Here is a 25706-nt window from a genome sequence, read left to right as displayed (position 1 = left end):
ACAGTTACCTCGCCACTAAGGCAGGCCGTCCCGGTTACCGCAAAGCAATACAGGCCCGGGCCCTGATGCGTGCCAACACTGATTCACCCAAGGAGACCGAGCTTCGACTCCTGCTGATCCGTGCCGGCTTGCCCGAGCCGGCCATCAACAGGCCTTTGTTTGATGAAGCCGGGGGCTGGGTCCAGGATCCAGACATGTGTACGAGGAATTCAAGATTGCCTTTCAGTACGACGGCGGCCACCACGCCACTCCCGCCCAGCGCCGCAGCGACATCTTCCGCGATGAGAACGCCCGCGAGCTGGGCTGGCTCGTTGTGGTCCTGACTCAGTGGGACCTTGACCCCTTTGCGCCGGGCATGGCACCGAGGGCTGTCACCAGGGTCCGCGGAGCCCTGACAAGCCGCGGCTGGAAACCTGCGAAATAGTCTTTCCGGAAGCTCCCCCAGCCTTCGCCGGTTCAGCAAAAAGGGCCGCCCAGCAACCGAGCTGAGCGGCCCTATTTGCGGAATCGTCCGGCCGGATCGGGGTACCAGGCAGGCGAATAGAAGCCCGTGCTCCGGGAGTCCCGGGAGAACCCTATAACCCGAGCAAGCCCTTAAAGCCCCGAGTAGGAGTGCAGGCCGTTGAAGAACTGGTTCACGATCGTGAAGTTGAAGACCACGCACAGGTAGCCCACGATCGACAGCCAGGCAGCGCGGGTTCCGGTCCAGCCGCGGGTTGCCCGGGCGTGGAGGTAGCCGGCGTAGACCACCCAGATCACGAACGTCCAGACTTCCTTGGTGTCCCAGCCCCAGAAGCGGCCCCAGGCCTTCTCGGCCCAGATGGCGCCGAACATGAGCGTGAAGGTCCAGCCGATGAAGGCGATCGCATTGATGCGGTAGGAAAGGTTCTCCAGGCTCAGCGCGGTCGGCACCAGGCGCATGAAGCCCAGCTTGTCCGCTCCGCCGGCGGCAATCGCCTTCTGCCGGTGCGACTGCACGAGCTGCAGTGCAGACATGGCGAACGTGAGAGTGAAGAGGGCCGAGGAGAGCACGGCGATGGAGACGTGGATGACCAGCCAGTAGCTCTGCAGCGCCGGAACGAGGTGGCCAACGGGCGTCCAGTACGCCACGGACGCAGCCACCAGCATGATGATCACCAGGCCCACCACGAAAGTGCCGAGGAACCGCAGGTCACGCCGGATCAGCACGACCAGGAAGACGGCGACCGCAACAAACGCACCGGTGGTCAGGAACTCGTACATGTTGCCCCACGGCACCCGCCCCGCACCGATTGCACGGGTGAGCACAGCCGCCGCATGGATTGCGGCGCCCAGCACCGTCAGCGCGACTGCAACGCGGGCCGGTGCACGGCGCTCGCCGCTGTAGTTCATGCTGGCGTCGGCGGTCCGTCCCGCAGCCACGCCGCCCTGGACTTTGGCAGAAACAGACGACGACGGCCGCTCGGCACGGCCGGCCGGCCCGGCAAGGTGCCCCTCGAGGCGGTCTCCGCGGCCCGCGGCGCCGGCCCCTGCAGTTGCGGGAACCTTCGCTGAGGCTTCCGCGCCAGCAGAAGCCTCAGCGGCGGCAGCCGCCTTCAGGTCCACGGCACGCAGGGCCCTGCTGCTCCTGGCCAGGTCCCAGGCAAACGCGATGAACGCCACGGTGTACGTGCCTGCAGCGAGGAGCATGAACAGCTCGCTGTACTGGCCCATGGTTTCGTTGATGGGGTACATTACCGGTCCTTCTTCGGCTCAGCGGAGCCTGCTGGTGAGGGAGTGGAAGATGGTTGGCCGGCTCCGTCAAAGCCGGAAGTGCCGGAACCGCCGTCGGAAGCGTCGGAATCAAGGTTCCACTTGCGCGACAGGAGCCCGCGGACGGCGACGGCTTCGCCGGCGAGGCGGTGGTCCTCACCGCGGGCCAGGAGTCCGTATTCCACCATGGTCCGGCCGTCCACGTGCGTCCCCGTGCGGACCCAGACGCGGCGCCGGTTGACGTACAGGGAGACCACGAGGCCGGCCACGGCAAGCAGCGCGAAGATGAGTGCGGAAAGCTGGCCGGGGTTGTGGTGGATGTCGACGCCGACGTACTTTTTCACGCCGTCGAACGAGATGGACCCCTTGCCGTCCGGGAGCGTGTAGGTGCTTCCGGGCGCCAGCGTGATGCCGCCGGCCTTGAGGTCGCGGGCGTTCAGCGGCGTGAGGTCCTTGACGTCGAGCTCGAACACGTTTTGCGGCGCGCCGCTGTCCAGGCCGAGATCCCCGTAGTAGGAGTTCAGGCTCAGCTGCGGGTTGATGAGCTCGGGGTCTCCGCTGAAGGAAATACCATCGTCGGTCACGAACGCCGTGGGCAGGAAGAACCCGGCGAAGCCGAGCTGGTCCGGCTTCGCGTCGGGAACCTTGATGACCACGGAAGAGTAGTAGTTGTCCCCCTGCAGCTTGGCCACTACGGGACCCTGCATGGCGACGTTTCCGGCGCCATCGCGGACAGTGATCACCGGGGCGTAGCCGTTGCCGGTCAGGTAGATGCTGGTTCCGCCAAGCGTGACCGGCTCGTTGACCTTGAGGACTTCCTTCTGGGCGGGTGCGCCGGGGTTTTCCTTGGTGGTGACCTCCGCCGTGAAGTCGATGGGCTGGCCGAACTTGCCCTGGGATTCACGGTCGAAGGTCGCCTGGAACTTGTCCAGCTGAATGGAGTACGGCTGGAGCTGGCTGCTCTGGAAGTTGGTGCCCGGGTTGAACTGGTCGTAGCCCACCAGGGTGTTGACGAAAGTGTCGCCCTCCACCAAAATCCTCTGGCCGCTGTAGCCGAACAGCCCGCCGACCGCCACGGAGACGAGGACTCCGATCAGCGAGGTGTGGAAGACGAGGTTACCCACTTCCTTGAGGAAGCCGCGCTCGGCCCCCAAAGACGGCCGCGCGCCGTCGTCGTGCCTCACCTCAACGCGGTACCCGCGTTTCTTCAGCAGTGCCGCTGCGTCCTCAATAGCATCCGACGCCGGGATCCCGGCTTCCGCGGGCACCACCAGGGTGCCGTACTCCGGCAGGCGGGAAAGCCGCTTCGGAGTGCGTGGCGGCTGCGACCGCATCGCCTTGTAGTGGGCGATCGCGCGGGGCACGACGCAGCCGATCAGCGAGACGAACAGCAGGATGTAGATGGCGGAGAACCAGGCCGACGAATAAACGTCGTACAGCTGCAGGGCGTCGAGGATCTTGCCGTAGTCCGGGTTGTCCTTGATGTACTGCGTGACGACCGACGGGTTCGCCGGACGCTGCGGAAACAGCGAGCCCGGCACGGCGGCCACGGCCAGCAGCAGCAGGAGGAACAGCGCGGTGCGCATGCTGGTCAGCTGCGTCCAGGCCCAGCGCAGCATGCCACTGATGCCGAGGGCAGGCAGCGCGGCGCCGGCCTTGGCTTCCTTCACGGCGTTCGTGGGGGCGCCTTCCCTGGAGGCATTTTTCGAGTCCTCGGCTGAATGGTTCTTAGGTGACTTCACACGCTCGCTCATCAGATCGGCAACTTCACGTCGGTTTGGAACCAGTACTGCAGCTCGGTGACCCAGGCGCCCCACACGCCGGTGGCCATCAGAAGGCCCAGGACGATCAGCACCCCGCCGCCGGTCCGTTGGATGGCCAGGCGGTGGTTCCGGAAAAAGGACAGGATCCCGGCGCCGCGCCGAACCGCCAGTGCGATCAGCAGGAAGGGTATGCCCAGACCGAGGCTGTACACGAAGGCAAGGAAGGCGCCCTTTGCGGCGGACGAACCGCCCGAAAGGCTCAGGAGCTGCACGGCGGAGTAGGTCGGGCCGATGCAGGGTGCCCAGCCGAGGCCGAAGGTGATGCCCAGCAGCGGGGCGCCCCACAGTCCGGCCGGCGGCTTTGCATGGATTTTGGCGTCACGCTGCAGCCAGCTGAAGCCGCCCATGAACACCACGCCCATGGCGATCACCAGGACACCGAGCAGCTGCGTGATCCAGCCGTTCTGGCCTCCGGAGATGAGCGTCCCCAACTGGCCAAAGGCACCGCCGAGCAGCACGAAGATCACCGAGAAACCGAGCACGAAGAGGCCGATGCCCGCGAGCATGCGGCCGCGCTTCTGCTTCTGGAGGTCGACGCCGGTCAGTCCCGTGACATAGCCCAGATACCCGGGCACCAGTGGCAGGACGCAGGGCGAGAGGAAGGAGACCAAACCGGCGAGAAGCGCCACCGGGATGGCAAGCAGCAGGGAGCCGCTCAGGATGGCTTCGGCGAAGGGGCTGTTCACGGTTCGGCCCGCCCGCTACTCTGCCACGGCGGATTCGATGAGGGCCTTCAGGGTGCCCTTCTGGATCTCCCCCAGGACACGGGAGGCGACGCGGCCCTGCTTGTCCACCACCAGCGTTGTGGGAACCGCTCCGGGCGGCACGAGGCTGGACACGGACAACAGCACGCTGCCGTCCTTGTCGTTGAAACTCGGGTAGGTCAGCCCGAACGTCTTGTCGAACGCCTCCGCGGTTGCCTTCTCATCCCGCAAATTTACGCCGAAGAACTGCACGCCCTTGCTCTTGAAGTCCTGGTGCAGTTCCTCCAGCACCGGCGCCTCGACCCGGCAGGGTGCGCAGGCGGCAAACCAGAAGTTCAGTACGGTGACCTTGCCCTGGAAGTCCTGGGGCGTCACGGTGGTGCCGTTGAAGAGTGTGCCCTGGATGTCGACGGCGGACTTGCGGTCCGCGGCCGCGAATTCCGTGACCGAACCGTCGCCGGCAACGTAGTTCTTGTTATCCCCTGCCTTCGCCTGCTTGGCCAGCGCATCCTCCTGGGCGCAGCCGGACAGGCCGAGCGTGAGCGCGGTCAAGGCGAGACCGCCGGCGGCGAGCAAGCTGCGGCGGGAGCTTATGGGGGCGTTGGTCATAACTAGGCTCCGGGGGTGGTGGAGGCACCGGGAAGTAGGGCGGCGGCCGGCTCGCTGTACTCAACGCGCAGAAGCGTGCCGTCGTCGTCGAACACGAGGGAAGTCAGGGAGGTCAGGGTGCATTCGCGCTTGCGGGGGTCATGCCACAGCGGCTTTCCCTCGGCGCTGAGCCTTGTGGCCCAGATCGGCAGCTGGTGGCTGACCATGATGGCCTCGGCACCCTCCCCGCCAAGTTCGATCGCCTTGAGGCGGGCCTCTTGGACAGCCGCGCCCACCCGGGCCGCCTGGTCCCTGTAGGGCTCGCCCCAGGAAGGCCGCAGGGGGTTAACGAGCTTCGGCCAGTGCTTCGGCTTCCTCAGCTCCGCCTTGGTGACCCTCAGTCCTTCGAAGTGGTTTTCGGCCTCGATGATGCGCTGGTCCGTGTGGATCTCCAAGCCCAGGGCGTTCGACGTCGGAAGTGCAGTCTCCTGGGCGCGCGTCAGCGGGGAAGCCACGAGGTAGACGATCTTTGCCCCCTGGCTTGCACGGTCGCGGAAGTGGTCCGCCAACAGCTGCGCCATCTGCAGGCCGAGCTCGGAAAGGTGGAATTCCGGCAGCCTGCCATAGAGGACGCCCGCTGGATTGTGGACCTCGCCGTGGCGGAGCAAATGAACGGTGGCTTGGGGCATGTCTACCAGTTTCTCAAAGATGCCGGGCGATCTGAAATCTTCTACATCTAGTAGAACTCAAGAAAATGACGAAAAGTTCCGCCGGGGTGGAATAAAAGATGCATATGCATGTTTATACTGGATGCAGCAGTTAGTTGAGGCTTCAACCGATGAAGGTTCAACAGCAAGATCAGTGAACGCTAAGGACACAAGGAGAAACATCATGGCACTGCCCACCAACGTCACCCCCGGCACCTGGACCCTCGACAACTCGCACAGCGAGATCGCATTCACCGTCCGCCACGCGGGCATTAGCAAGGTCCGCGGCCAGTTCAAGGACGCCGCAGCCACCCTGGCTCTGGCCGAGAACGTGACCGACTCCAAGATCGAAGCGACCATCCAGACCGCGAGCTTCGACTCCGGCGACGTCAACCGTGACGGCCATGTCCGCGGCGAAGACTTCTTCGACGTCGAGAAGTTCCCTGAGATCTCCTTCGTCTCCAACGGCCTCGTCCCGACCGGCGACGGCTACGAACTCCAGGGCGATCTCACCATCAAGGGCGTGACCCGGCCGGTCTCCCTCGAGACCGAATTCAACGGTGTGGCCGTTGACCCCTTCGGCAACACCCGCGCCGGCGTCTCCGCTGAAACCACCATCAGCCGCAAGGACTTCGGCCTGACCTGGAACGCTGTTCTGGAAGCCGGCGGAGTTCTGGTCAGCGACAAGGTCGCCATCAACCTCGAACTGGCCTTCATCGCCCCTGCCGCATAAGACCCGGTATGTAAACCCGGAGCGTAGCCTCCCGCCAGATCAGGTATGGCCCGTCCTGCCGGTCTTCGCAGCAACAGCCCCGCCCGTGGTCCCGGCTCAGGCCGCCTCCACGAGCGGGGCTTTTGCGTCGCCTGGAAGCGGGGCTTTTGCGTCTCGGGGAAGCACTGCCATCGGAAATTGTCAGTGCCCTGGAGCATTCTGGAATTAGCCGAACCCCCGATTTACAGTGAGAGCCATGAGCAACCCGAACGACGCCCCGCCGCCGCAGGAACCAAGCGGCGAACAGCCTTCCGGCGACCACCCCCACCAGCGCCGCGCCGGCTGGTTCCCGTTCGAGATGCCGGCAGACCGTCCCCGCAATTTCTATGAGGCCATGCCCCAAGGTGGGTTCACCGGGATTTTCAGCGTGTCCGGACTGCCTACTGAGCTGAAGATCTCCTACTGGATCTGGGTGCTCACCGGCCTACTGGGGCTGCTGGGTGGAGTCATCGGGCTGTTCGGCGCGTTGGTGCTCTTTGCGTTCTTGCCCGGCATCGCCATCCTGGTGCTGCTGCTCGTGCTTTTTGGTGCCGCACTGTCGGGCGCGCAGATTGTCCTGGCAATGAAAATGAAGGAAGGCCGGGAGTGGGCACGGTTCGCACTGACAGCCGTAGCCGGGATCTCCCTGCTTCTCACCCTCATCAGCCTCGGTTTCACCGACGGCCGTGGGGGCAGCGGAATCAATTTTCTAGCAGGCGTGGTCGCAACCGTGCTGATGTGGGTTCCCGGGGCACAGCGATGGTTTGCTGCAGCACGCGGACGGGCCTGACTCCTGTTGGAGAATGCACGAATACCACTTGTGGAATAAGCCTCCCGGCGCCTACCGGGGGGTACGGTGGAAGTAAACCATGCTGGGGGCAGGGCAAGCGTCTGAAACCCGGCGGCCGGTCCCTACGTCACAACGCAAAGGAACGCTCATGAGCACTCCTCCAGTCCCGCCTCGCAACCCTAACGATCCGGATTCCGGCCGCCACGATTCCCATGAGCCGGGTCGGGAAGGCAACGGGCAGCCGCAGTACGGCCAGAACGCACCGCAGTATGGCCAAAACGATCCCCAGTATGGACAGAATGTCCCGCCTGCGCCGCAATACGGTCAGCAGCAGGGCCAGAACCAACCCCAGTACGGCCAGTATGGGCAGAACGCACCGCAGTCCGGGCAGCCACAGCCCGGACAGCCGCAGTACGGGCAGAACCTGCCGCAGTACGGCCAGCAGCCCTCCTACGGCCAGAACCCGCCGCAATACGGTCAGTCCCCATACGGCCAGCAGCCGTACGGGCAGTCCCCGTACGCGCAGTACCCATCCGAGCAGGCCACGGGTGGCACCGCCGGAGTTCCCCAGTCCGTCAACCGGGCGTTCTGGATGATCATCGCGGCCGGGGCCCTGACGCTCCTGTCTACGCTGTTCGGCATCGGAAGCCTGGATGATCCCGCCATGCGCCAGACCTTCGAAGACCAGATCCAGGGCAGCGGCCAAAACATCGCCTTCGAAGACATCAAAGGCTTCCTGATTGGCACGATCATTGTCTTCGCCCTGATTATCGCCGGGCTCTACGCCCTAGTGGCGCTCAACGTCCGCAAGGGCAAGAACTGGGCCCGGATCCTGGGGACGGTATTCGCGGCACTGTCAATCTTCTCCGTGCTGCCGCTCGGCCTTAACACCCTCGCTGTGATCCTCGGGATCGCGGCCATCGTAATGCTTTACATGCCTGCGGCTTCTCCGTACTTCCAGAAGCCGCAGCCGTTCGCGAACCCGTACACGGGCGGCCCGTTCGGCCGCTGATCCCTCTGGCTGCCAGGCTGTTCACGTCACTTGTGGCCCCTCACTCCCCGCGGAGTCAGGGGCCACAACTGTACGTTCGCGCTGACCGGGGCCGGGAGCCTACTCCGGCTGGCCCGGGGTCTGCCCCCGTTGCGCGTGGTACGCGAGGATCTGCAGCTCGGTTGCCATGTCCACCTTGCGGAGGTTCACGCCCTCCGGAACCTGCAGCATCACCGGGGCGAAGCTGAGGATGCTGTGGACGCCGGCCTGCACAACCCTGTCGCAGACGCTCTGGGCCACGGCCGCAGGCAGAGCCAGCACCACCATGTTGGCACCCGTCCGCTCCAGTACGGCTTCCAGGTCGGCCACATCGCTCACGCGGAGCCATCCGACCTCGTTGCCCACCACCATCTGGTCGGCGTCGAAAATGGCCACGACATCGAAACCGCGGGACTCGAACCCGCCGTACCTGGCGAGTGCCTTGCCGAGGTTACCGGCGCCGACAATGGCGACCTTCCAGTCGTGCGTCAAACCAAGCGCGGCGGCTATGTGCCGGCTCAGATACTGCACTTCGTAGCCCACGCCGCGGGTGCCGTAGGAACCGACATGGGAGAGATCCTTGCGGAGGGTCGAGGAACTGACTCCGGAGGCCTCAGCCAGGGACTCGGAGGAAACGCGTTCAATGCCCTCGGCGAGCAGGGAGTTCAGGGCGCGCAAATAGATGGTCAGGCGGGCCACGGCCGCGGGCGGAATCTGCTTTCCGGCAGCTCCCGCGTCCTCAGGCACGGCCTGGGGAGGTGAGTCGAGCGAAGTCACTAATTGCTCCATTGCGTCGCGTTGTGAGTCCACTCTAAATCCCCATCACTTATGTCAACAAAGCCGGTGCCATTGCGCGGAAACGACGGAAACGGCGGCTAGCGTGCCATCGCCTGACGGAGAACCCGTTCCAGCCTGGCCTCGTCAATCTTCCAGAAATCCCGTTGGATGCCGTCCACCAGCACCACGGGAAGCTCCTCGGCGTAACGGTCACGGAGGGATTCGTCGCTGTCCACCGACTGTTCCCGCCACCCAAGTCCCAGCCCGGCAGTAACGCGCCCGACGGCGTCGCGCGCCGCAGCGCACAGGTGACAGTCGGCTTTGGTGAGGAGGACGACGTCGGGAATTGCCATGGCTCAACCGTATCGCCGTTCCCGCCGGTGAGCGATGCCGACGGCGGCAGCCGCCGAACGACGCCGGCAGCGCCTTTGGGGGGACGGCGGGACACTCCACGTTGACTAGACTCAATAACATGCCTGAGGAGAAGTATGCCGCTGTGGTTGAGCGGTCAACTGCGACGCAGCAACGGCCTGCTGCAGCTCAGCAGCAAGGCGAGGCAGCGTTTTTCGACGTCGACAACACCCTCATGAGGGGCGCCAGCATTTTCCACGTCGCCCGGAAGATGCACCAGCGGGGAGCCTTCACCCTTCCCCAGGCCGCAGGCATGGCCTGGAAGCAGTTCAAGTTTGTGCTCCGCGGGGAAAACATGAACGACGTCCACTCGGTACGGGACTCCGCACTGACCCTCGCCTGCGGCATCACGGAAGAAGACGTGAAGGTGCTGGGCGAGGAAGTCTACGACGAAATGATCGCCTCCCGGATCTGGCCCGGCACCAAAGCGCTCGCCCAGCAGCATCTGCGCGTAGGGCGGAAGGTCTGGCTCGTGACGGCCACGCCGATCGAGGTAGCCACGGTGATCTCCACCCGGCTGGGGCTCACCGGAGCGCTGGGCACCGTAGGCGAAATCAGTGAGGGCCTGTATACCGGACGGCTCGTCGGGGACATCCTCCACGGCCCCGCCAAGGCCGTCGCCGTCCAGGCCATCGCCGACGCCGAAGGCCTGGAGCTCAAGCGGTGCTGGGCCTACAGCGACTCCTACAACGACATCCCGCTGCTGAGCCTCGTGGGCCATCCCGTGGCAATCAACCCGGACACCCGGCTGCGCAAGCACGCCCGCGACCACAACTGGCCGGTCTACGACTTCCGCTCAGGCCGCCGCGCCGCCACCCTGGGCCTCAAGGCAGCAACAGCAGGCGGCGCAGTCTACGGCCTATGGAAGGGCTACGCCCGCATCCGCGGCCCCAGGGTCTAGGAGGCGCTCTCGCCCCGCTGACACGCGTCGAACCCTGGGACTCACTTCGAACCCCGGGACACGCAAACGGCCTGGCGACACCCAAATATCCGCGTCCTCAGACCGTTTCCGCGTCCTCAAGCCACTTCCGCGTCGCCAGGACGCAAAAATGCCCGCCACCTTGAGAGGGGGCGGGCATTGATGCGTAGAAAGTGTTTCTACTTCTTATTGCGGCGCTGGTGGCGGGTCTTGCGAAGCAACTTGCGGTGCTTCTTCTTGGCCATACGCTTGCGACGCTTCTTAATAACTGAACCCACGAAAGTTCCTTACAAACTAGATGCAGTACCTGTCTGATGGAGAAGGTCCGTGGACTGAGCAACAGACTGAACAACTGACAGATTCTTACAATGACGTAAAACGTTCCTTAACAGCGTACCGCTTTATCCGGACCCCTACTGACCGCCGCCACGCCCGTGACCTGCAGCGGCCCCCAAGGCGGCTGCAGCCGTCACGAAAACCGGCGCGGAAAGCCGGGCTCCCGGATTCACGCGGTACCCGTCTGACCGTCGACGACAGCACCCTTGAGGTACTGTTCGACGGCGGTCTCCGGAACGCGGTATGAACGGCCAAACCGGACCGCCGGCATTTCGCCGGAATGGACCAGCCGGTACACGGTCATTTTGGAAACGCGCATGACCTGAGCCACTTCGGCCACGGTCAGGAACTTGGCGTTCGAGAAGTTCGACTCTGCGGACATTTCCCATATTCCTTTGCTCTCAGCAACTATGCGGCATCCCCCGTTGTGCGGTGCGCCGATGCTGAGCCATCGAACAACCGTGTCCTAGTTACTCTAGATGCTCACGTGGCCATTGTGAAAGCCCGGCGCTTCCGGGAAGAAGCTGCCAGCTGCTCCAGCACCGAGGCCGTCACGTCCCACTCCATGCAGGCGTCTGTCACGCTCTGGCCGTAGACCAGTTCGGACCGCCCAGCGGCGTGTTCGGCCACGTCCAGGTTCTGCGCTCCACCCACGAGGAAGCTCTCCAGCATCACACCCGCGATGGCTCCGGCGGCGGCTCCCGCATCTTCGAGCTGGGCACCGATCTCCAGTGCTACTTCTGCCTGCCGGTGATGGCTCTTGCCACTGTTGGCATGGCTGGCGTCCACGATGAGCCGGGGGTTCAGATGCTTCCCGGCCAGCTTTGCGGAGGCTGCCTCTACGTCGGCAGCGGAGTAGTTTGGCCCCTTGCGGCCGCCGCGGAGGATCACGTGGGTGTCCGGGTTACCCGCGGTGGCGACCAGGGCGGCCCGTCCGTCGCCGTCGATGCCCAGGAAAGCCTGGGCTGCCGCGGCCGCGCTGCAGGCGTCAACCGCAACCTGGAGGTCGCCGTCTGTGCCGTTCTTGAAGCCGATGGGCATCGAAAGGCCGGACGCGAGCTGGCGGTGGATCTGGCTTTCGGTGGTCCGTGCGCCGATGGCTCCCCAGGACACGAGGTCTGCCATGTACTGGGGGCTGATCGGTTCGAGGAACTCGGTGGCTGTGGGCAGTCCCAGTGCCGTGACCTGCTGCAGGAAGCGGCGGGCTTCCCGGAGGCCCCCTGCGATGTCGTGCGTGCCGTCCAGCCGCGGATCGTTGATCAGGCCCTTCCAGCCCACCGTGGTGCGTGGCTTTTCGAAGTACGCCCGCATGACGATCAGCAGGTCTTCCTTGTGCTTTTCGGCCTGGCTGACGAGGCGGCGCGCGTATTCGAGCCCGGCCTTGGGATCGTGGATGGAGCACGGGCCGACGATCACGAGCAGGCGGTCATCGACGCCGTCCATGATCGCCCGTACTTCGTCCCGGCCGCGTTCGACGACGTCCGCCATCCTCGCGTCCAGCGGCAGTTCGGTGATCATCTCCTGGGGCGTGGGCAGTGCGGTGAGGCCGCTGACCCGCAGGTTGGAGGTGGACTGCCGTGACGGGGACGGCGCCTCTGCCGGCCGCGGCTCTGCCCGCGCCATGGCAGTAGGGACGTTCGACGTCGGCTGCTGGGTTTCGGTGGTTGCTGCGCTCATGTGCTGGGTCCTGTTCCGGGTACGGAGCGGGCCCAGTTCAGAACCCGCCGGAGAAATGGCGAAGGGCAGAGAATAATCTCTGCCCTGTTGGCTCTGAAGGTAGTTGGATGCGTGTCAGTTAGACGCGGGCCCCTCCAGAGCCAACGAAAAATACGCATACCAACGGTTAGTCATGCCCATGACCATAACCGCGGGACTTGCCGCGACGCAAACGGGTTGCGTCACATAGCTGCACAGAAGGCCACCCGGCCAGGCCGCCCAGAACGCTCGCCGCAGCGAGTCCCCTGCCTACCGCGATGCCTGCAGGCCGGCCACCAGCTCTGCGTGCGTTTTATCCGTGAGGCGATACCAGTACATGATGCCGGCGGCGGCGAGCATCAGGACGGCTTGCAGCAGCCCGGCAGCGGCGCGAATCGCCAGGAGCGCTGCGTCTGCCTGCACCGGCGCCGCCGAAGCATATCCGCCCCAGGCCAGGGCAAAGGCAACAAGTCCGCCGCCGAAACCCATGCCAAGCTTCCGGGTGGCAGCCAGGAGCGCATAGTTGATCCCCTGAACCCGCACCCCGGTTCTCCATTCACCGTACTCAACGGTGTCCGCGATCAGGGCCCACGTCAGGATGCTGACGGAAGCAGACGAAAGCAGCGCCAGGATAATTCCCGCCACCGCAAGCCATGGCAGCCCTGCGGGCGCCAGGAAGACCACCGCCCCGCCGGCGGCGCCGATGCCGCCGCCCACGGTGTAGACGGCTTTCTTGCCCCACCGGCCCACAATGCGGGGCATTACGACGGCGAGCGTCAGGGTGATTGCCACCTGCGCCGCAGCCATCACGGGAAACAGGTCCACGCGGGAAAGGACATCGCGAAGGTAGAAGAACTGTGCGGCACCGGTGGCGCTGGTGCCGGTGACGAACAGGACCGAACTGACGCACAGGACCACGAGCGGCGAGTTGGCTTTCAGCGCGGCGGTGCTCTGCTTCAGTGTGATCCTGGGGACGCTGCCTCCTATCTGCTCACGGCAGACAACCCCGGTGAACAGGTACAGGGCAGACCCGGTAACGGCGAAAACCAGCGTCATCACGGAGAAAATCAGCTGCATGTCCCCGCCCGCGCCAAGAAGCGGTGCAACAAAGAAGCCCAGCGTGGCTCCCACGGACAACCCGCCGATGGTCCGGGCTCCGGCCAGGCGGGCCCTGTCCCGGGGGTCCTGTGTCATGGCTCCCACCAGGCAGCCGTAGGGAACATTGACCAGGCTGTAGGCCAGGCAGACCAGGGCGTAGGTGCAGTAGGCGTAAAGCAGCTTCATGGATGCGTCCACGTCCGGTACATGGAACACTGCCGCGCTCAACAGGAGCGGAATGAAGCCGAACATCAGAAAGGGCCGGAACTTGCCCCACCGCTTGCTGTGCATGCGGTCCACAATCCGGCCGGCGGCGATGTCCGTGAAGGCATTGAAAACCCGCGCCACCACCAGCAGGGTGCCGGCCGCAGCCGCCCCGATGCCCGCCACATCCGTGTAGTAGACAAGCAGGAACATGTTGGCGGTGCTGATGATCATGCTGTTGGCGGCATCGCCGGCGCCGTAGCCGAAGATGCTGAGCCTGCTGAGTCGCTTCATAGCTTCCTTGTCCCGGCGGGTCTGGGAAACCGTTTTCTCGAACCCCCAGTAGAAACTTACCCCAGGAGCTTGCGAAGAAACAGCAACTGCCGGATCCAGTGGTGCTCCTGGCCGCCTTCGTGGTTGTTGAACCGGTACACTTCGATGTCCTTTGACACCTCCTCCGGAGCCGACGTTCCGTAGGCGTTGTAGCTGGCAAAGACGGTCGACGGCGGGCAAACGTCGTCCATCTGGGCCACGGAATACAGCGCCGGCACCGCGGCGGAGCGGGCGAGGTTGACGCCGTCGAAATACTTCAGCACGGCAAGCATCGGTTCATACCGTTCACGGTGCCTGCCCAGGAATGCCGCAATTTCCGGGTACGGCCCCCGCGGTGTGCGATGTCGATGGCGCGCGGGAAGTCCTGCAGGAACGGGACGTCGGGCAGGGCGGCGATGACGCCGTCGAGCCTTCCTGCCGCCAGCCCGGCGACCGCGACGGTGATTCCGCCGCCCTGGCTGACGCCGGCCGCGATGATGCGGGACGCGTCGACGTCGGGATGACTCTGCACCGCTTCGACGGCCCGGAACGCGTCCACGTAGACGCGCCGGTAATAGTAGTCTTCCCGGCTCCCCGCTCCGCGGGTCATCAGCCCGGCATAGGCCACCTCGCCGGCGGACGGATGCGGGTCGCCGGTTTCGCCCACCGCTCCGGAATAACCCTGGCCCCTCGTGTCCATGATGAAGTGCGCGTAGCCTGCCTGCGCCCACCGGGTGTCCTGGTTGACCAGACCCCTGCCGCCGGAATAACCGGCGAACTGCACGACGGCGGGCAGCGGCGTTCCGCGTTCCCTGTTCGCCGGAAGGTGCAGCCAGCCTTTGACCGGCGAGCCCCCGTAGCCGGAGAACGTGACGTCGAAGGTGTCGATCACGCTGAGGTAGTTCTCCACCGGTTCGAACACCGCGGCGAGCGGAAAACCGCGGGCGTCGCTGATGGTGCGGTCCCAGAAGGCGTCGAAGTCGCCGGGAGGTGTGACAGCAGAGGTGTATGTCCGCAGTTCCTCAAGCGGCAGATCGAAGAGAGGCATCGGCTTTTCCGTTCTCTTTAATGGGACGCAGGAAGTTGGCTACACCATAGCTGCCTGATGGACCTCCAGCTGCTGGGAACCGCGGACGGCGGCCCGGAGCTCGTGCAGCCCGCCATTGACGGCACCGGCGGCCCTGGCTTGGACCAGGAGGTTGCCGAGCGCTGTTGCCTCGACCGGACCGGCGATGACGGGCTTTCCCGTGGCCTGGGCGGTGAGCTGGCACAGGAGCCTGTTCTGCGAACCGCCCCCGACAACGTGGACGACGTCCACGGGCACGGCAGCGAGTCGTTGCGCGTCGGCGATGGTGCTGGCATAGCCGGCAGCCAGGCTGTCGAGGATGCAGCGGACGATGGCGGCGGGCTTGTCCGGCAGGACCGCTCCCGTGGCCCGGACTGCAGCGCGGATGCGTTCAGGCATGTTGTCCGGCGCGATGAAATAGGGGTCATCGGCATTGATCTGGGGACCACCCTGCGGGAGGGCAGCTGCGGCGTCGAGCAGTTCCCCGATTTCGGGCCGGTAGTTCTGCCCGGCCCAGGTGCGCTGGCATTCGCTGAGCAGCCACAGGCCTCCAACGTTACGCAGGTACCGGGTGGTGCCGTCCACACCTCGTTCGTTGGTGAAGTTCGCCGCGCGGCTGGCCTCGGTCAGCACCGGATGCTGGAGCTCGACTCCCACAAGCGACCAGGTCCCGGACGAGATGTAGGCGAAGTTCGCTGTCTCCGCGGGGACGGCGGCGACAGCGGAGGCGGTGTCGTGCGAGCCGACGGCGACCACCCTTGTCTCCGCAGGCAACCCGGTGCGTTGGGCAATGCCCGGCAGCAGTGTGCCCACCGTTTCGCCGGGCTGGATCAGGGGCGGGAACAGGTCCCTGGGCAGCCCCAGCGCGGCGAAGAATCCGGGGGCCCACTCCCCCGCGACGGCGTCGAACAGGCCCGTGGTGGAGGCGTTGGTCGCCTCGGTGCGTCGCTCTCCCGTGAGAAGGAACGCGATCAGGTCCGGGATCAGCAGGGCCTGGAGGCCCTCGAGGTTCTGTTCGGTGGCCAGCTGGTAAATCGTGTTGAACTGCAGGAACTGCAGGCCGGTGGTGGCATAGAGCCGTGCCGCGTCCAGTTGGTCGTGCACCCGGGCGACGGCGGCACGGCTGCGTTCGTCGCGGTAGCTGAACGGCTGTGCGGTGAGTTTGCCGGCGGCATTGACCAGGCCGTAGTCCACTGCCCACGTGTCGATGCCGATGCTGGTGATGGCTTCCCCGTCTGCGGCCGCCGTGGCCGCAGCAGCGGCCAGGCCGTTGAGCACCTCCGCGAAGAGAGCGTCAAAGTCCCAGCGGAGGCCGCCGTCGGACGGCACCACCCCGTTGCGGAAACGGTGGACCGTCTCCATGGTGGCCCTGCCCGTGCCGCTGATCCGTCCGAGGATGATGCGTCCCGAGGAGGCGCCGATGTCGACGGCGGCGAACAGGCCGCCGTCGACACTGGCCGTGGGCACGGTGCTCACCGCAGGAACGCGGCCGCGACGCCGGCGTCCACGGGGATGTGCAGGCCGGTGGTGTGCGAGAGTTCGTTGCTGGTGAGGACCGCGGCGGCGTTGGCCACGTGCTCGGGCAGGACCTCGCGCTTGAGCAGGGTCCGCTGGGCGTAGTACTTGCCCAGTTCCTGCTCGTCCACGCCGTAGACCGCGGCGCGCTTGGCGCCCCAGCCGCCGGCGAAGATCCCGGAGCCGCGGACCACGCCGTCGGGGTTGATGCCGTTGACGCGGATTCCGTACTCGCCCAGTTCCGCGGCGAGCAGGCGGACCTGGTGGGCCTGGTCTGCCTTGGTGGCGGAGTAGGCGATGTTGTTCGGGCCGGCGAACACGGAGTTCTTGGAGGAGATGTAGATGATGTCTCCGCCCAGGCCCTGTTCGATCATCACCTTGGCGGCGGCCTTGGCCACCAGGAAGGAACCCTTGGCCATGACGTTGTGCTGCAGGTCCCAGTCCTTCCCGGTGGTTTCCAGCAGCGGCTTGGAGATGGACAGGCCGGCGTTGTTGACCACCAGGTCCACGCCGCCGAACGCCAGCACGGCTTCATCGATGGCGGCGGCGACCTGGGCCTCGTTGGTAACGTCGGCCTGGACGCCGACGGCGACGTCCGGGCCGCCAAGCTCGGTGGCAACCTCTTCGGCGTTCTCCAAGTTCAGGTCAGCGATCACAACGCAGGCGCCTTCAGCGGCGAGCCGGGTGGCAATGGCCTTCCCGATCCCGGACGCCGCGCCGGTGACCAACGCGACGCGGGTGGCGTGGGACTTGGGCCTGGGCATCCGGGCCAGCTTGGCTTCCTCCAGGGCCCAGTACTCGATCCGGAACTTTTCGGATTCCTCGATCGGGGCGTAGGTGGAGACGGCCTCGGCGCCGCGCATGACGTTGATGGCGTTGAGGTAGAACTCCCCGGCCACCCGTGCGGTCTGCTTGTTGGCACCGTAGGAGAACATGCCGACGCCGGGAACCAGGACGATGGCCGGGTCCGCCCCCCGCAGCGCGGGGGAGTCTGAAACCGCGTGGCGGTCGTAGTAGGCCTGGTAGTCCTTCCGGTATTCGGCGTGGAGTTCCTTCAGCCGGGCTGCGGAGTCCTCGATGGAGGCGTCCGCGGGCAGGTCCAGGATGAGCGGCTTGACCTTGGTGCGCAGGAAGTGGTCCGGGCAGGAGGTGCCCAGGGCGCCCAGGCGCGGGTGTTCGGCGGCCTCGAGGAATTCCAGCACGGCGGGGTCGTCGCTGAAGTGGCCCAGCTGCGGCTTGTCCGTGGACGTCAGGCCGCGGATCACCGGCGCCAGCGCAGCGGCCTTGGCCCGGCGCTCGGCGTCCGGCAGTGGAGCGTAGCCGGGAAGCTTCGGGCCGAAGGGTTCGGCCTTGCCGTTGGCGGCGATGTACTGCTCGGCCTGGTCGATGATCCACAGCGAGTTTGCTTCGGCTTCGTCGCTGGTGGCGCCCCAGGCGGTGATGCCGTGCCCGCCGAGAATGGTGCCGACGGTCTGCGGGTTTGCCTCCTTGATCGCGGCGATGTCCAGGCCCAGCTGGAAACCGGGGCGGCGCCACGGCACCCAGACCACCTTGTCGCCGAAGATCTTGGCGGTCAGCGCTTCGCCGTCGGCTGCGGTGGCGATCGCGATGCCGGAGTCGGGGTGCAGGTGGTCCACGTGGGCGGCGTCCACCAGCCCGTGCATGGCCGTATCAATCGACGGCGCGGCGCCGCCCTTGCCGTGCAGGCAGTAATCGAAGGCCGCGACCATCTCGTCCTCGCGCCCCACGCCCGGGTAGACGTTTTTCAGCGCCTGCAGCCGGTCCAGCCGAAGCACCGCCAGGTTCCCGGCTTTCAGCGTGCCCAGGTCCCCGCCCGAGCCCTTCACCCAGAGGAGCTCAACATCCTCACCGGTGACGGGGTCCTTTTCTGTGCCCTTCGCGGAGGTGTTGCCGCCGGCGAAGTTCGTGTTCCGCTTGTCCGCGCCGAGGCGGTTGGACCGGGCGATCAGGTCCTCAACGGTCTTGTTGGTTGCCGTCGCACCGGTTGCGGTGTTGTTAGTTGCTGTGCTCATTGCTTTACGCGCCCCATCCGGCTTGCTGGCCGCCCACGCGGTCCTCGTTGATCTGTTTCTGGTAACCGCTGGCCTTGTATGCCGCCAGCGGGTCCGCGGGCAGCCCGCGGGACTCGCGCCACTCGGCCAGCACGGGCCGGACGTCTGTGTAGAAGGCGTCGTTGAAAACGCCGTTCGCGGCCAGCACGTCGCCCGAACGCTGGGCCTCAGCCAGGGCTGCGGTGTCCACCAGCAGGGCGCGGGCAGTCATCTCCTGGACGTTCAGGACCGAGCGGATCTGGCCCGGAATCTTTTCCTCCAGGTTGTGGCACTGGTCCAGCATCAGCGCCACCCCCGACGACCTGCCGAGGCCGCCGCCCCGGATGACCTCGTGCATGATGCGGAACAGCTGGAACGGGTCCGCGGCCCCCACGATCAGGTCATCATCGGCGTAGAAGCGCGAGTTGAAGTCGAACGATCCCAGCTTCCGCAGCCGCAGCAGCTGCATCACGATGAATTCGATGTTGGTGCCCGGCGCGTGGTGGCCCGTGTCGAGGCAAACAAAGGCCTTCTCACCGAGCGTAAGGGTCTGTGCATAGGACGTGCCCCAGTCCGGAACGTCCGTGTGATAGAAGGCCGGCTCGAAGAACTTGTACTCCAGCACCAAGCGCTGGTCCTCGCCCAGTCGGGCATAGATCTCCTGCAGGGACTCGGCCAGGCGGTCCTGGCGGCCGCGCATATCGTCCTGGCCAGGGTAGTTGGTGCCGTCCGCGAGCCAGATCTTCAGGTCCCGGGAGCCGGTCTGGTGCATGATGTCGATGCACTCGAAATGGTGGTCGATCGCCCGGCGCCGAACAGACTCATCAGAGGAGGTCAGGGAGCCAAATTTGTACTCATCGTCCTGGAAGGTGTTCGAGTTGATGGTCCCGAGGCCAACGCCAAGGCCGGCCGCGTACTCCTTCAGAGCAGCGTAGTCGTCCACCTTGTCCCACGGGATGTGCAGCGCCACAGTCGGCGCCAGGCCGGTGAGCTCATGGACCTTGGCGGCGTCTGCCAGCTTTTCCTGAACAGTGCGCGGGGTCCCGGGAGTGCCGAACACCTTGAACCTCGTGCCCGAGTTGCCGTAAGCCCACGAGGGAACCTCAATGGCAAGCTCCGAAAGCCGGCCCAGCGCCGATGCTGTGCTGTTCATGTTTTTTCTTTCGTCGGTGTTTGGCGTGTCAGTCGTTGAAGATGCCAGTTCTGAAGATGTCAGTGGCGGCCGCTGCGCGCAGCGGCCAGCTGTTCGTCGAGGTTGAAGACCTCGTCGAGGATCCGGAAGGCTTCATCCGGTGGAACGTCGCTGTCTTGGAAGAGCGTGGCCATTTCCGCCTGCCAGCGGGCATTGACGTCCGTGAGCGCCATCCGGGCCCGCGCAGCGTCGAAGTCGTCGCATTCGAGGTAGCCGATCAGCAGTCCGTCGTTGTCCAGGTACAGCGAGTAGTTGTTCCAGCCCGCCTCCTTGAGCACCCTCAGCATCTCTGGCCAGACCGCGGCATGGCGCCGTCGGTATTCCCACAGCAGCTCAGGCTGGACGGAGGACCGGAAGCAAACCCTCATTCTGAACTCCTGGATGGACGTAGGTGTGGCTGCGAAAGACGCGGTTTTGGACCGACTCCGATTTCCGCGATCATTTGAATCGTTTCATTGGTACGATTCAAACTACTCTGGAGCTAGAAGGGTGTCAAGCGTTACATCCAGGCAAATGATCTTTCGGAGGACCAGCTAAATGTCGCGGGCAGCCAGCATCAAGGACGTCGCCAACCACGCCCAGGTGGCCGTGGGAACGGTCTCCAACGTCCTCAACAACCCCGACCGCGTCTCTGAGCGCACAAAAGAGAGGGTGCTGAAGGCGATCGATGAGCTCGGCTTCGTCCGCAACGATGCGGCGCGGCAGCTGCGGGCAGGGCACAGCCGGACCATCGGCGTCGTCGTCCTCGACGTCGGCAACCCGTTCTTCACGGCCCTGGTGCGGGCGGCGGAGGACGCGGCGGCGTTGACCGGCAGCGCTGTCCTGCTGGGCGACAGCGGGCACGATGCGGACCGCGAATCGCACTACATCGACCTTTTTCAGGAACAGCGGGTCCAGGGACTGCTCATCTCGCCCGTGGGAGATGTGGCCGACAGGCTGGAGGCACTGCGGCAGCGCGGCGTCCCGACCGTCCTGGTGGACCGCCTCGCTGATGAAAACCGTTTCAGCTCGGTCTCTGTGGATGACGACGCCGGCGGTTACCTTGCCGCACGCCACCTCCTCGACCTCGGGCGCCGGAAGCTTGCTTTTGTGGGCGGCCCGCTGTCGATCCGCCAGGTGGGCGACCGCCTCGTCGGCGCCCGCCGCGCCGTTGCCGAGGTACACGGCGCGACCCTGGAAGTGCTCGACTCCGACGGGCAGTCCGTGCTTGCGGGACGCGTGCTGGGAAACAGCCTCGTGGAACGGCATGCCGCCGAAATGCCGGACGGCATTTTTTGCGCCAACGATCTCTTGGCGCTGGGTGTCATGCAATCACTGACCATGCTCAATAACGTGCGGATTCCGGAAGATGTGGCCCTGATCGGCTACGACGACATCGACTTTGCCGTATCCGCCGTCGTACCGCTGTCCTCCATCCGGCAGCCCACCGAGGCGATTGGCAGGACGGCCATTGAACTGCTGTCGGAGGAACTGAACGCACAGCAACCGCAGCACCGGGCGGTCGTGTTCAAGCCGGAATTGGTGGTGAGGCAAAGCACGGCAGGCTCCGCCGCGCGCGCGCCGGCACAGAACCACGGGCTGGCGCGCGGTTAGCAGTTTCTTCGACGCGGCGTAGGCCAGAGCCCGCTGACAGAATCCGCCTCGAAGCCTTTAAATGGGCCGGCGGAAGGGCGTACACTGGCAAAAGATGAAAATGGGAAAGCGCTTGCCGAACCTAAGACGCAGACGAATCCCGGAACAGTTTGACGATGGCGTCGAGCATCTGCAGCGCCGGACAGGAGCACCATGGACACCGCCTCCGCACAGCCCAGGACGGGTATTTCCAGCACTGCGGCTTCCTCGGAGGCCGCTGCCGCTTCACCCGATACCCGCCGCGGTCCCGCACGGGTGGCACTGATCGGCGTGCACGGCTTCGGGGCCCAGCACCTGAAAAACCTGGACCGGCTGCAGCAGGCGGGGGCGGTGGAACTGGTGGCCGTAGCTGATCCGAATCCGCCGGGCGCGTGTGCGCTGCCGGACAGCACCGCCGTCCATCCGGACCTGGAATCCCTCCTCGCCGGCAATCACAGCCCCGATGTTGTAATCGTCGCCACTCCCATCCAGACCCACGCCCCGCTGGCGCTGGCCACCCTGGCTTCCGGTGCAGACCTCTACCTGGAGAAGCCCCCGGTGGCATCGCTGGCTGACTTCCGGCGGTTGCAGGAGGCCGCGGAGGCATCCGGGCGCAGCGTCCAAGTCGGTTTCCAAAGCCTCGGCTCGCAGGCACTGGCGGCCATCGACAAACTCCTCGAAAGCGGGGCCATCGGCACCCTGCAGGGAATCGGAGCAACGGGGCGCTGGGTGCGGGACCGCGCGTACTACAAGCGCTCACGCTGGGCAGGCAAGCGCAGCCTTGACGGCGTGGACGTGGTGGATGGCGTGGCCACGAATCCCCTGGCCCATGCCATCGCCACTGCCCTGCGTATCGCGGGTGCCCGTACCCTGGAGGATGTGGCTTCGGTGGAGACGGACCTTTACCGCGCGAACTACATCGAGGCGGACGACACTTCCGTCATCCGGATCCGCACCGCCGCCGGACTGCCCATTACGTGTGCCCTGACGCTATGCGCCTCGGAGGCGGTGGAGCCGTACATCACCCTGCAGGGCACGGAGGGAACCGCCGTATTCCACTACACCCAGGACCGCCTGCACGTCAGCACTGCCGACGGCGAACAGTCCCGGGTCTTTGGCCGCGATGACCTCACGGAAAACCTGCTGGACCACCTCGCGGAGGGCACAGGGCTCAGCAGCGCCCTGGATGATTCCGGAGCGTTCATGCGAGTGCTCGAGGCCGTCCGCACTGCCGAGCCACCGGCACTGATTGGCCCCGCCCACGTGTCCTGGGAAGGGACCGGTGACGCTGCCCATGCGGTGGTGCCGGGTATCGAGGACGCGCTGGAGCGGGCCACCCGTGCGCACGCAACATTCAGGGAGCTGGGCTTGCCGTGGGCGCGGCCGGCAGATCCTGCCGACGCCGAAGGGCTGTTCGACGGCGGCCGGCGGCCACTGGCCGTCCAGCGCACCGGCGCCCGTCTCAATCCTGAGCTGTCCCCGCGCCCCTATCTTCACCCCGTCACCACGCTCGACGGGGTCGCAGTCACCGACCATCTGCCCGCCGATCATCCTTGGCATCTCGGCGCTGGGTTTGCCCTCCCGGACGTCAATGGCAACAACTTCTGGGGCGGGAAGACGTACACCAGAGAGGCCGGAACCTACGTTTCCCGGCCGGACCATGGCCGGATTGAGCTGCTTCCTGCAGCCGTGGAGGACGTGAGCGCCGGGACGGACACCGCCTCCGGTGGCCATAGCGCTGTCCGCGCTGGAGCATCCGGCTCCGGACACGACGCCCGGCAGCTCCGGTGGCTCGGCGCCGACGGGCAGCCCCTGCTGACCGAACTGCGGACCCTTGGCAGCGTGATCCTCGGTGAGCGCGTCTGGCGACTGGACCTGCGCACCGAGCTGACCGCCGTCGTCGATGTTTCGCTGGGCAGTCCCGGCTCCAACGGGGCCGCGGGCAGCGGCTACGGCGGTTTTTTCTGGAGGCTTCCGGCCTGCGGCGGGGCCCGCATCTTCACGTCCGACGCCGAAGGGGAACCTGCCGTTCACGGCTCCGTCGCGCCGTGGCTGGCATGGACAGCCGACTTTGGTGAAGTCCCCGGCATCCGCGCCGGACAGACCGCAACGCTGGTGTTCCGCGCTCCGGCCGAGGCAGCCGACCCCTGGTTCGTCCGCTGCTCCGGGTACCCAGCCGTAGGGTCCGCGCTGGCTTGGGATAAACCGGTGGCACTGAAGGCCGGGGAATCTCTCAGCCGCAGCCTGAGCGTGTGGGTATGCGACGGACAGCTGTCCCCGGCCGCCGTCGAATCCCTCGTGGCGTCAGCGTAAGCTCGGCCCCCCTGTCCACTGCGGCCTACCCCCCAGGCCTGTCCCCATCAAGGAGTCCCATGCCCGATCCAGAGCACCCCGTCCCGAGCCCGGCATGGAACAGCGGCCCCGGCCTCGCGTTCGGAGGGGACTACAACCCCGAACAGTGGCCGGCCGACGTCCGGCTGGAGGATCCCAGCCTCATGAAGGAAGCAGGGGTCAACCTGCTCAGCGTCGGGATCTTTTCCTGGGCGCTCCTGGAGCCCCGCGAAGGCGAATACGACTTTGCCTGGCTGGATGAGGTGCTGGACAACCTGACTGGCGCAGGCATCAGGGTGGCCCTGGCCACCGCAACGGCCGCTCCCCCGGCGTGGCTCGTACGGAAGCATCCGGAGGTTTTGCCGGTGACGGCGGAGGGCACCGTCCTGGAACGCGGCTCCCGGCGGCACTACTCGCCGTCGTCCGCTGTTTACCGCCGCTACGCTGCCGGCATTACCCGGAAGCTGGCCGAACGGTACAAGGACCACCCGTCACTGGCGCTGTGGCACGTGGACAACGAGCTGGGGTGCCACGTTTCGGAGTTTTACGGCCCGGAGGACGCCGCGGCGTTCCGGCGCTGGCTCGAGCGGCGCTACGGCAGCATCGAGACGTTGAATGAGGCCTGGGGAACGGCGTTCTGGTCCCAGCACTATGCCTCGTTCGAGGAAATCATTCCGCCGGGTGCCGCCCCGACCACCCTCAATCCCACGCATCTCCTGGATTTCCAGCGGTTCAGCTCCTGGGCGCTGCTGGACTACTACCGGAGCCTGCTGCAGGTGATCCGGGAGGTGACGCCGGATGTTCCCGCCACCACCAACCTCATGGTTTCCAGCGGCACGAAGTCCATGGACTACTTCGACTGGGCAAACGACCTGGACGTGATCGCCAATGACCATTACCTTGCCGCAGCCGATCCGGAGCGGCACATCGAGCTGGCTTTCAGCGCGGACCTGACCAGGGGTATTGCCGGCGGGGAGCCGTGGATCCTCATGGAACATTCGACGTCGGCCGTTAACTGGCAGCCGCGCAACCGGCCGAAGATGCCGGGGGAAATGATCCGGAACTCACTGGCGCATGTTGCCCGGGGTGCCGATGCGGTGATGTTCTTCCAGTGGAGGCAAAGCTTCGCCGGAGCCGAGAAATTCCACTCAGCCATGGTGCCCCACGGCGGCCGCGAGACGCGGGTGTGGCGGGAGGTTTTAGAACTCGGTGCCGCGCTCCGCAGCCTTGGCCCTGTCCGTGGAACCAGGGTGCAGTCCCGGGTGGCGATCGTGTTCGATTACGAGGCATGGTGGGCCAGCGAGCTGGATTCCCACCCCAGCGAGGACGTCAGATACCTTGACCTCCTGAGGGCGCTCCACCGGTCCCTGTACTTCCGCGGAATCACGGTGGATTTTGTGCACCCCTCCGCGCCGCTGGACGGTTACGGGCTGGTGCTGGTCTGCACGCTGTACAACGTCACCGACGCCTCCGCCGGTGCCATTGCCTTGGCAGCTGAGGCCGGAGCGACAGTACTCGTCACATACTTCAGCGGCATCGTGGACGAGAACGACCACATCCGACTCGGCGGCTACCCGGGCGCCTTCCGGGAGCTTCTTGGGATCAGCGTTGAGGAGTTCCATCCGCTGCTGGCCGGGGAATCAGTAAAACTGAACGACGGCGGCACCGGTTCCGTTTGGAGCGAGCACGTGCATCTTGCCGGGGCCGAGGCCTTGAACACCTTCACCGAGTTTCCCCTCGAAGGCGTGCCCTCCCTGACGCGCCGGGCGGTTGGCCAGGGCGCTGCTTATTATCTGGCCACGTTCCCGGATCGGGACGGGATCGAAAGGCTTGTTGACCGGCTTCTGGCGGAATCTGCCATTGAGCCTGTGGCGGATGCTGATTTCGGAGTGGAGCTGACCCGCCGCCGTGCCGCGGATGGGAGCAGTTTCGTTTTCGCCATCAACCATTCGGGGGCGGACGCTTCGGTCCGCCGCGTTGCAGGGACTGAGCTGCTCTCCGGTGCGCCGTTCACGGGGACGGTTTCCGCGGGCCGGGTTGCTGTGATTGCTGAGCAGTGAGGTG

23 protein-coding genes and 1 pseudogene are annotated in these 25706 nt (G+C 65.7%); 8 read left to right on the top strand and 16 right to left on the bottom strand.

Annotation, left to right across the window (positions count from 1 at the left end):
- The first annotated feature begins 196 nt into the window (after window positions 1-196).
- On the top strand, window positions 197-424 hold the full coding sequence (locus ACIP9X_RS07740) for a hypothetical protein (protein WP_400479141.1): 228 nt from the start codon (window positions 197-199) through the stop codon (window positions 422-424).
- A gap of 170 nt (window positions 425-594) precedes the next feature.
- Here the strand turns inward: ACIP9X_RS07740 and ccsB are convergent, their stop codons facing one another.
- The 5 genes from ccsB to ACIP9X_RS07715 are packed head-to-tail and all read right to left on the bottom strand — an operon-like array spanning window position 595 to window position 5535.
- Complete coding sequence (gene ccsB, locus ACIP9X_RS07735) at window positions 595-1713, bottom strand: c-type cytochrome biogenesis protein CcsB (RefSeq protein WP_400479140.1); 1119 nt, start codon at window positions 1711-1713, stop codon at window positions 595-597.
- Window positions 1713-3485 (bottom strand): cytochrome c biogenesis protein ResB, encoded by a 1773-nt coding sequence (locus ACIP9X_RS07730; RefSeq protein ID WP_400479139.1) that lies wholly within the window; start codon window positions 3483-3485, stop codon window positions 1713-1715. Before ACIP9X_RS07730 ends, ccsB begins: the two co-directional genes overlap by 1 nt.
- Window positions 3485-4240: a cytochrome c biogenesis CcdA family protein gene (locus ACIP9X_RS07725; protein ID WP_400479138.1), complete on the bottom strand. Its 756-nt coding sequence runs from the start codon at window positions 4238-4240 to the stop codon at window positions 3485-3487. Before ACIP9X_RS07725 ends, ACIP9X_RS07730 begins: the two co-directional genes overlap by 1 nt.
- Window positions 4241-4255: 15 nt before the next feature.
- Complete coding sequence (locus ACIP9X_RS07720) at window positions 4256-4867, bottom strand: TlpA family protein disulfide reductase (RefSeq protein WP_400479137.1); 612 nt, start codon at window positions 4865-4867, stop codon at window positions 4256-4258.
- Window positions 4868-4869: 2 nt separating this feature from the next.
- On the bottom strand, window positions 4870-5535 hold the full coding sequence (locus ACIP9X_RS07715) for a histidine phosphatase family protein (RefSeq protein WP_400479136.1): 666 nt from the start codon (window positions 5533-5535) through the stop codon (window positions 4870-4872).
- A gap of 202 nt (window positions 5536-5737) precedes the next feature.
- Here ACIP9X_RS07715 and ACIP9X_RS07710 point away from each other — a divergent pair, with 202 nt between their 5' ends.
- The 3 genes from ACIP9X_RS07710 (at window position 5738) to ACIP9X_RS07700 (ending at window position 8106) form a co-directional block, all read left to right on the top strand.
- Window positions 5738-6286 carry a YceI family protein gene (locus ACIP9X_RS07710; protein ID WP_400479135.1) on the top strand — a complete coding sequence of 183 codons (549 nt, stop codon included), beginning with the start codon at window positions 5738-5740 and terminating at the stop codon, window positions 6284-6286.
- Between the two features lie 235 nt (window positions 6287-6521).
- A complete protein-coding gene (locus ACIP9X_RS07705) occupies window positions 6522-7094 on the top strand; it encodes a hypothetical protein (RefSeq protein ID WP_400479134.1) in 573 nt (190 codons plus the stop codon).
- A 148-nt stretch (window positions 7095-7242) separates the two neighbouring features.
- Complete coding sequence (locus ACIP9X_RS07700) at window positions 7243-8106, top strand: hypothetical protein (RefSeq protein WP_400479133.1); 864 nt, start codon at window positions 7243-7245, stop codon at window positions 8104-8106.
- Window positions 8107-8205: 99 nt separating this feature from the next.
- Here the strand turns inward: ACIP9X_RS07700 and ACIP9X_RS07695 are convergent, their stop codons facing one another.
- Together ACIP9X_RS07695 and ACIP9X_RS07690 are read right to left on the bottom strand one after the other, a co-directional pair.
- Complete coding sequence (locus ACIP9X_RS07695) at window positions 8206-8901, bottom strand: redox-sensing transcriptional repressor Rex (RefSeq protein ID WP_400479132.1); 696 nt, start codon at window positions 8899-8901, stop codon at window positions 8206-8208.
- Between the two features lie 98 nt (window positions 8902-8999).
- Window positions 9000-9254, bottom strand: coding sequence for a glutaredoxin family protein (locus ACIP9X_RS07690; protein WP_400479131.1), 255 nt, complete (start codon window positions 9252-9254; stop codon window positions 9000-9002).
- A gap of 119 nt (window positions 9255-9373) precedes the next feature.
- Here ACIP9X_RS07690 and ACIP9X_RS07685 point away from each other — a divergent pair, with 119 nt between their 5' ends.
- Window positions 9374-10213, top strand: a complete 840-nt coding sequence (locus ACIP9X_RS07685; protein ID WP_400479130.1) for an HAD family hydrolase — start codon at window positions 9374-9376, stop codon at window positions 10211-10213.
- Between the two features lie 197 nt (window positions 10214-10410).
- On the opposite strand, the gene ACIP9X_RS07680 is transcribed toward ACIP9X_RS07685, so the two are convergent.
- From ACIP9X_RS07680 to ACIP9X_RS07640, 9 genes and pseudogenes are all read right to left on the bottom strand, one after another.
- Window positions 10411-10509 carry a 30S ribosomal protein bS22 gene (locus ACIP9X_RS07680; RefSeq protein WP_003792170.1) on the bottom strand — a complete coding sequence of 33 codons (99 nt, stop codon included), beginning with the start codon at window positions 10507-10509 and terminating at the stop codon, window positions 10411-10413.
- Between the two features lie 227 nt (window positions 10510-10736).
- Window positions 10737-10949: a helix-turn-helix domain-containing protein gene (locus tag ACIP9X_RS07675; protein ID WP_400479129.1), complete on the bottom strand. Its 213-nt coding sequence runs from the start codon at window positions 10947-10949 to the stop codon at window positions 10737-10739.
- 101 nt (window positions 10950-11050) lie between these two features.
- Window positions 11051-12190, bottom strand: a complete 1140-nt coding sequence (locus ACIP9X_RS07670; protein ID WP_400479488.1) for a 3-deoxy-7-phosphoheptulonate synthase — start codon at window positions 12188-12190, stop codon at window positions 11051-11053.
- Between the two features lie 342 nt (window positions 12191-12532).
- The gene (locus ACIP9X_RS07665) at window positions 12533-13858 is read right to left on the bottom strand and encodes a glycoside-pentoside-hexuronide (GPH):cation symporter (RefSeq protein ID WP_400479128.1); all 1326 of its coding nucleotides are present in this window, start codon (window positions 13856-13858) and stop codon (window positions 12533-12535) included.
- Between the two features lie 56 nt (window positions 13859-13914).
- Window positions 13915-14924 (bottom strand): annotated as a pseudogene (locus ACIP9X_RS07660) (acetylxylan esterase).
- A 39-nt stretch (window positions 14925-14963) separates the two neighbouring features.
- Window positions 14964-16418 carry a rhamnulokinase family protein gene (locus ACIP9X_RS07655; RefSeq protein WP_400479127.1) on the bottom strand — a complete coding sequence of 485 codons (1455 nt, stop codon included), beginning with the start codon at window positions 16416-16418 and terminating at the stop codon, window positions 14964-14966.
- Window positions 16415-18490, bottom strand: a complete 2076-nt coding sequence (locus tag ACIP9X_RS07650; protein WP_400479126.1) for a bifunctional aldolase/short-chain dehydrogenase — start codon at window positions 18488-18490, stop codon at window positions 16415-16417. Before ACIP9X_RS07650 ends, ACIP9X_RS07655 begins: the two co-directional genes overlap by 4 nt.
- Before the next feature lie 4 nt (window positions 18491-18494).
- Window positions 18495-19661, bottom strand: a complete 1167-nt coding sequence (rhaI, locus tag ACIP9X_RS07645; protein ID WP_400479125.1) for an L-rhamnose isomerase — start codon at window positions 19659-19661, stop codon at window positions 18495-18497.
- 59 nt (window positions 19662-19720) lie between these two features.
- Window positions 19721-20068, bottom strand: a complete 348-nt coding sequence (locus tag ACIP9X_RS07640) for an L-rhamnose mutarotase (RefSeq protein WP_400479124.1) — start codon at window positions 20066-20068, stop codon at window positions 19721-19723.
- Window positions 20069-20237: 169 nt separating this feature from the next.
- Here ACIP9X_RS07640 and ACIP9X_RS07635 point away from each other — a divergent pair, with 169 nt between their 5' ends.
- The 3 genes from ACIP9X_RS07635 (at window position 20238) to ACIP9X_RS07625 (ending at window position 25702) form a co-directional block, all read left to right on the top strand.
- Window positions 20238-21293 (top strand): LacI family DNA-binding transcriptional regulator, encoded by a 1056-nt coding sequence (locus tag ACIP9X_RS07635; RefSeq protein ID WP_400479123.1) that lies wholly within the window; start codon window positions 20238-20240, stop codon window positions 21291-21293.
- Window positions 21294-21485: 192 nt separating this feature from the next.
- Window positions 21486-23624: a DUF6807 family protein gene (locus ACIP9X_RS07630; RefSeq protein ID WP_400479122.1), complete on the top strand. Its 2139-nt coding sequence runs from the start codon at window positions 21486-21488 to the stop codon at window positions 23622-23624.
- A 59-nt stretch (window positions 23625-23683) separates the two neighbouring features.
- A complete protein-coding gene (locus ACIP9X_RS07625; protein ID WP_400479121.1) occupies window positions 23684-25702 on the top strand; it encodes a beta-galactosidase in 2019 nt (672 codons plus the stop codon).
- Window positions 25703-25706: the final 4 nt, after the last annotated feature.

It is taken from the genome of Arthrobacter sp. NPDC093125 (assembly GCF_044754225.1).
In the GTDB taxonomy this organism is placed as follows: domain Bacteria; phylum Actinomycetota; class Actinomycetes; order Actinomycetales; family Micrococcaceae; genus Arthrobacter.
This window is presented reverse-complemented; position numbering and strand designations above follow the sequence as displayed.

Excerpts from the sequence above, each read along its gene's own strand:
- ccsB (WP_400479140.1), bottom strand. The coding sequence starts at position 1,713 with ATGTACCCCATCAACGAAACCATGGGCCAGTACAGCGAGCTGTTCATG.
- ACIP9X_RS07730 (WP_400479139.1), bottom strand. The coding sequence starts at position 3,485 with ATGAGCGAGCGTGTGAAGTCACCTAAGAACCATTCAGCCGAGGACTCG.
- ACIP9X_RS07720 (WP_400479137.1), bottom strand. The coding sequence starts at position 4,867 with ATGACCAACGCCCCCATAAGCTCCCGCCGCAGCTTGCTCGCCGCCGGC.
- ACIP9X_RS07715 (WP_400479136.1), bottom strand. The coding sequence starts at position 5,535 with ATGCCCCAAGCCACCGTTCATTTGCTCCGCCACGGCGAGGTCCACAAT.
- ACIP9X_RS07710 (WP_400479135.1), top strand. The coding sequence starts at position 5,738 with ATGGCACTGCCCACCAACGTCACCCCCGGCACCTGGACCCTCGACAAC.
- ACIP9X_RS07705 (WP_400479134.1), top strand. The coding sequence starts at position 6,522 with ATGAGCAACCCGAACGACGCCCCGCCGCCGCAGGAACCAAGCGGCGAA.
- ACIP9X_RS07700 (WP_400479133.1), top strand. The coding sequence starts at position 7,243 with ATGAGCACTCCTCCAGTCCCGCCTCGCAACCCTAACGATCCGGATTCC.
- ACIP9X_RS07690 (WP_400479131.1), bottom strand. The coding sequence starts at position 9,254 with ATGGCAATTCCCGACGTCGTCCTCCTCACCAAAGCCGACTGTCACCTG.
- ACIP9X_RS07685 (WP_400479130.1), top strand. The coding sequence starts at position 9,374 with ATGCCTGAGGAGAAGTATGCCGCTGTGGTTGAGCGGTCAACTGCGACG.
- ACIP9X_RS07675 (WP_400479129.1), bottom strand. The coding sequence starts at position 10,949 with ATGTCCGCAGAGTCGAACTTCTCGAACGCCAAGTTCCTGACCGTGGCC.
- ACIP9X_RS07670 (WP_400479488.1), bottom strand. The coding sequence starts at position 12,190 with ATGGCGCGGGCAGAGCCGCGGCCGGCAGAGGCGCCGTCCCCGTCACGG.
- ACIP9X_RS07665 (WP_400479128.1), bottom strand. The coding sequence starts at position 13,858 with ATGAAGCGACTCAGCAGGCTCAGCATCTTCGGCTACGGCGCCGGCGAT.
- ACIP9X_RS07650 (WP_400479126.1), bottom strand. The coding sequence starts at position 18,490 with ATGAGCACAGCAACTAACAACACCGCAACCGGTGCGACGGCAACCAAC.
- rhaI (WP_400479125.1), bottom strand. The coding sequence starts at position 19,661 with ATGAACAGCACAGCATCGGCGCTGGGCCGGCTTTCGGAGCTTGCCATT.
- ACIP9X_RS07640 (WP_400479124.1), bottom strand. The coding sequence starts at position 20,068 with ATGAGGGTTTGCTTCCGGTCCTCCGTCCAGCCTGAGCTGCTGTGGGAA.
- ACIP9X_RS07635 (WP_400479123.1), top strand. The coding sequence starts at position 20,238 with ATGTCGCGGGCAGCCAGCATCAAGGACGTCGCCAACCACGCCCAGGTG.
- ACIP9X_RS07630 (WP_400479122.1), top strand. The coding sequence starts at position 21,486 with ATGGACACCGCCTCCGCACAGCCCAGGACGGGTATTTCCAGCACTGCG.
- ACIP9X_RS07625 (WP_400479121.1), top strand. The coding sequence starts at position 23,684 with ATGCCCGATCCAGAGCACCCCGTCCCGAGCCCGGCATGGAACAGCGGC.